Below are 5,685 nucleotides of genomic sequence, written 5' to 3'. Positions count from 1 at the left end.
ATGCAGGTCGACCTGGCGTTAAGCAAAAGCGATATCGGCCTGCTGGGTACGCTGTTTTATCTCTCCTACGGCCTGTCGAAATTTGTCGCCGGATTGTGGCACGACCGTCGGGGCGCACGCTGGTTTATGGGCGCGGGCCTGCTGGCAACCGGAATACTGAACATTCTTTTTGCCTTCGGCAGCAACTTACCGATGTTGCTGGTTATCTGGACGCTGAACGGCTTCTTCCAGGGTTGGGGATGGCCGCCCTGCGCCAGATTGCTAACGCACTGGTATTCGCGCAACGAACGCGGTTTTTGGTGGGGCTGCTGGAATACCTCCATTAACCTCGGCGGCGCTGCCGTTCCGTTGATTTCCGCGCTGATGGCGCTGTGGTTCGGCTGGCAGGCGTCGCTTTTTGTCTCGGGTGGTATCGGCATCATCACCGGGATTTGGCTATGCCGTAGCTTAACCGGCACGCCACAAGAAATGGGATTACCACCGGTCGGTGTCTGGCGACATGACCCGCTAGAAATGCGCCAGCAGCAACTCAGCCCGGCGATGCCACAGTGGCAAATGTTTCGCAGCACCGTGTTGCAAAACCCAATGGTCTGGCTGCTCGGCGTCAGTTACGTGCTGGTGTACCTGATTCGTATCGCGCTTAACGACTGGGGCAATATCTGGCTTTCCGAAAGCCACGGCGTGAATTTACTCAGCGCCAACGCCACGGTGATGTTGTTCGAAATGGGCGGTTTGCTGGGGGCGTTGTTTGCCGGATGGGGTTCAGATTTGCTGTTTCGCGGCCAGCGCGGGCCGATGATTTTACTGTTTGCGTTAGGGCTGTTTGTTTCCGTCGCCGCCCTGTGGTTATCGCCCGTACACCATTACGCACTACTGGCAGTGTGCTTTTTCTCCATCGGCTTTTTTGTCTTTGGCCCGCAGATGCTGATTGGCCTCGCCGCCGTGGAATGCAGCCATAAGCAGGCTGCGGGTAGCGTCACAGGATTCTTAGGTTTGTTTGCCTATTTAGGCGCGGCACTGGCGGGATGGCCACTGTCGCAAGTGATTGAGCGTTATGGCTGGTCCGGGATGTTCGCGCTGTTAACCGTGGCTGCCGCACTGATTGGATTTTTGCTGATGCCCCTGTTAATGGCGGGCATCAGCGCGCAAGACAGGAGTGTTGGTGCCATGGATCCGGCAATCACCTTACCTCAGGACACTTAGGATAATAATATGAAACTGACCGTGCTCTCTTCTCTGGTTGCTGCGGGTGTTGCGTTGGCTACCCTGTCCGGTGCCGCGCAGGCCAAAGGCCGTCTGGTGGTGTATTGCAGCGCCACCAATGAAATGTGTGAAACTGAAACCAAAGCGTTTGGCGAAAAATACGATGTGAAAACCTCGTTTATCCGTAACGGTTCCGGCAGCACACTGGCGAAGGTGGATGCCGAGAAGAAAAACCCACAGGCCGATGTGTGGTACGGCGGCACGCTGGATCCGCAGTCTCAGGCGGGTGAAATGGACCTGCTGGAGCCGTATAAATCCGCCAACCTCGCGCAAATCATGCCGAAGTTCCAGGACCCGGCAAAACGCAAAGGCAACTACTCCTCTGCGGTGTATATCGGCATTCTCGGTTTTGGCGTCAACACTCAGCGCCTGAAAGAGAAAAACCTGCCGGTGCCCAAGTGCTGGAAAGATCTCACCAACCCAATTTATAAAGGCGAAATCCAGGTTGCTGACCCGCAAAGCTCAGGCACGGCGTACACCGCACTGGCAACCTTCGCGCAGCTTTGGGGCGAAGATCAGGCGTTTGATTACCTGAAAAAACTCAACGGCAATATTTCCCAGTACACCAAATCCGGCATTGCTCCGGCACGTAACGCCGCTCGTGGCGAAACCGCTATCGGCATTGGCTTCCTGCATGATTACTCGCTGGAAAAAGAGAACGGCGCACCGCTGGAGCTGATTTCCCCCTGCGAAGGCACCGGCTATGAAATTGGCGGCGTCAGCATCCTGAAAGGCGCGCGCAACATGGACAACGCCAAATTGTTCGTTGACTGGGTGCTGTCGAAAGAAGCGCAGGAATTGTCGTGGAAAAAAGGCAAGTCCTACCAAATTCTGACCAACACCACCGCTGAAAGCTCCCCGCTGTCGCTCAAGCTCGATGACCTGAAACTCATCAACTATGACATGGACAAATACGGCGCGACCGAGATGCGCAAAGCGCTGATCAATAAGTGGGTTAGCGAAGTGAAAATGGGTAACTAACCCATTAGCAGGTGACGGCGTCACGTCACCTGCCCCCTCCTTTTCTTTTGGCCGATGAGGCACTTATGTCTGAAACTTTACTTTTGCGTCCTGCGCAGAAGCGGGACGCTATTCTCTGGTGGGTGGCGTTGTGCTGGCTGGCTTTTGCCCTGCTGCCAAGCTGGAGCCTGGATTACGGCCTGTTTGAATCAACCGGTGACGAACTGCTCGCGGCTTATAGCTGGTCGGGAATTAACATCAGTTTGCTGTGGTACGTTTTACCGTCGCTATTACTGCTGCGCCCGTTCCATGCCTCAGGGCCGGAAAAGCGCCAGCGCCACTATTTCGATGCAGGCTGGGCGTTGCTGTGCATGGCCTTTGTGGTGGTCAGCGCCACCGTGACGGAACGCGGGCTAGGCTATGCCACACTGGTGCTGTTTATCGCGCTCGGCATGGTTATCACCCTTGCTCTGACGCGCCTCGAATGGCTGGGCGGCGACAGTTTTGTCATTGGCTCGCTGGTGGCGATTGTGGCGCTAATTGGCGTGTTTATTGTCTGGCCAAGCATCGCGATTTTCATTCCGATGTTTACCACCGACAGCGGCGAGTTTGCCCCACTGGCGTTTATGGCGGTGCTCAGCCAGGCGCATATTATTCAGGTGATTATCAACTCCATCGCGCTGTCGATTGCGGTGGGCATTGGCTGCACCTTCTTCGGCCTGGTGCTGGCGATTTACACCACACGCATCGCCAAACGTAGCGCCATTATTGGCCGTATCTTCTCGATTCTGCCGATTGTCACCCCGCCGTTTGTGGTTGGCCTTGGCGTCACGCTGATGATGGGGCGTTCAGGTTATATTACCGAATTGATGGTTGACTGGTTCGGGTTGACGAACACCAACTGGCTGTACGGTTTTACCGGCATCTGGCTGGCGCAAGTTCTGGCCTTCACACCAATGGCATTTATGATCCTCGATGGCGCGATTAAAACCATTCACCCGTCGCTGGAAGAAGCCTCTTATACCCTGCGGGCTACACGCTGGAAGACCTTCAAAGGGGTGTTTTTACCGCTGCTGAAACCGGCGCTGGCAAACGCATTTTTGATTGTGATTGTGCAATCGCTGGCGGACTTCAGTAACCCGCTGGTGTTAGGCGGCAACTTTGACGTGCTCGCCACGCAAATCTACTTCTACATCACCGGTTCACAGCTGGATTACCAGGCCGCCAGTACCCTCGGCGCGTTCCTGCTACTGTTCTCGCTGCTGGTGTTCTGCATTCAGTACATGTGGATTGGCAAACGCTCCTACGTCACGGTTTCCGGTAAATCCAACCGTGGTGATGTACAACCGTTGCCGGTCACTCTGGTATGGGCGGTGGTGGCGTTATTAGCGGTGTGGATTGCCTTTAACGCCCTGCTCTATGGCAGCATTTTCTACGGCAGTTTCACCGTCAACTGGGGCGTGGATTACACGCTGACCTTCGATAACTTCATCAAACTGTTCGGCCAGGGAATGAGCGATGGCGCATGGCCTTCACTGCTCGACACCTTGCTGTACGCCGGAATTGCCGCGCCCATCACCGCTTTCTTCGGCTTGTTGATTGCCTGGATTGTGGTGCGCCAGCAGTTCCGTGGCAAAAAGACTATCGAGTTCACCACCATGCTGTGCTTTGCGGTACCAGGCACCGTGGCAGGCGTGTCCTACATTCTGGCGTTTAACAGCGCGCCAGTTTACCTGACGGGAACTGCGGCGATTGTGATTATGTCGATGGTGATGCGTAACGTTCCGGTAGGTATCCGTGCGGGCATTGCCGGGCTGGGGCAAATCGACAAGTCACTCGACGAAGCTTCTTTGAGCCTGCGAGCCGGGTCGATGCGCACCATTATCAACATTCTGCTGCCGCTGCTGCGCCCGGCGATTCTGTCGGCGCTGATTTACAGCTTTGTGCGCGCCATTACGACCGTCAGCGCCATTGTGTTCCTCGTCACTCCGGATACCCGTGTCGCCACCGCCTACATTCTGAACCGCGTGGAAGATGGCGAATATGGCGTGGCGATTGCCTACGGCTCAATCCTTATTGTCGTGATGCTGACGATTATTTTCATCTTTGACTGGTTGATTGGTGAAGCGCGAATTTCACGTTCAAAAGCCAAAACCAACGCGTGATTACGGAGTAAAACATGACACAACCTCATTTTGTAGAACTGCGCAATGTCACGAAACGGTTTGGTAATAACACCGTCATTGCGGGCATTAATCTGGCCATTCCTAAAGGGGAAATGGTGACGCTGCTCGGGCCATCCGGCTGCGGGAAAACTACAGTTTTGCGCCTGGTGGCCGGGCTTGAGAAACCCACCGAAGGGCAGATTTTTATTGATGGCGAAGACGTGACGCACCGCTCTATTCAGCAACGTGACATCTGCATGGTGTTCCAGTCCTATGCCCTGTTCCCGCATATGTCGCTGGGCGATAACGTCGGTTACGGGCTGAAAATGCTCGGCACGCCACGCGCAGAAATCAAAACGCGCGTAAAAGAAGCGCTGGCAATGGTCGATTTAGACGGTTTCGAAGACCGCTTTGTTGACCAGATTTCCGGTGGCCAGCAACAACGTGTGGCACTGGCGCGTGCGCTGATCCTCAAACCCAAAGTGCTGCTGTTTGATGAACCACTGAGTAACCTGGATGCCAACCTGCGCCGCAGCATGCGCGACAAAATCCGCGAGCTGCAAAAACAGTTCAACATCACTTCGCTGTACGTCACCCACGACCAGAGCGAAGCCTTTGCGGTATCGGACACGGTACTGGTGATGAACAAAGGCGAAATCATGCAGATTGGCAGCCCGCAGACGTTGTATCGCCAGCCCGCCTCGCGCTTTATGGCAAGTTTTATGGGCGATGCCAACATCTTCCCGGCGCGCTTTGGCAGCGATTTTGTCGAGATCCACGGCTACCGTTTACCCCGCCCGCCACAACTTACCGTGACGCAGAACGAAGGCACGGTTGGCGTGCGTCCGGAGGCGATAACGCTGAGTGAACACGGTGACGAAAGCCAGCGTTGCGTGGTGCGCCATGTGGCGTATATGGGGCCGCAATATGAAGTGACGGTGGAATGGCATGGTCAGGCGCTGTTGTTGCAGGTGAATGCCACGCGCCTACAGCCTGATGTTGGGGATAATTACTATCTCGAGATCCATCCGTACGGTATGTTTATTTTGGCGGATGCTGCGTAGCAAAATTGTTTTTTTTACTGCAGTTTATTTTCACACCAGCGGGTAGCTCGCTCTTTACCCGCTTCATTAAATAATCACATGAGTTAATATTTAACCATTGACAATATTCCACGTTATTATTTATTGAACTATCAGGCATTATAAAATATATCGATTGCAAATAATTATCTAATTGTGCAATTTCACCCTAAAACCCTTCCCCCTCCGTTGAATCCATTTCTGCACTGTTACAA

The 5,685-nt window shown here is 54.3% G+C and carries 4 protein-coding genes; all 4 read left to right on the top strand.

Annotation, left to right across the window (positions count from 1 at the left end; genetic code table 11):
* A partial coding sequence (locus tag MES37_RS23215) for an MFS transporter (RefSeq protein ID WP_237932731.1) occupies positions 1-1,203 on the top strand: 1,203 nt, incomplete at its 5' end.
* A gap of 9 nt (positions 1,204-1,212) precedes the next feature.
* The gene (locus MES37_RS23210; protein WP_064547117.1) at positions 1,213-2,244 is read left to right on the top strand and encodes an ABC transporter substrate-binding protein; all 1,032 of its coding nucleotides are present in this window, start codon (positions 1,213-1,215) and stop codon (positions 2,242-2,244) included.
* A gap of 65 nt (positions 2,245-2,309) precedes the next feature.
* Positions 2,310-4,388, top strand: coding sequence for an ABC transporter permease (locus MES37_RS23205; RefSeq protein WP_064547123.1), 2,079 nt, complete (start codon positions 2,310-2,312; stop codon positions 4,386-4,388).
* Positions 4,389-4,402: 14 nt separating this feature from the next.
* A complete protein-coding gene (gene fbpC / locus MES37_RS23200) occupies positions 4,403-5,452 on the top strand; it encodes a ferric ABC transporter ATP-binding protein (protein WP_237932730.1) in 1,050 nt (349 codons plus the stop codon).
* The last annotated feature ends 233 nt before the right edge of the window (positions 5,453-5,685 follow it).

Origin of the sequence: Buttiauxella sp. S19-1 (assembly GCF_022134725.1) — a bacterium.
GTDB classification, from domain to species: Bacteria; Pseudomonadota; Gammaproteobacteria; order Enterobacterales; family Enterobacteriaceae; genus Buttiauxella; species Buttiauxella ferragutiae.
This window is presented reverse-complemented; position numbering and strand designations above follow the sequence as displayed.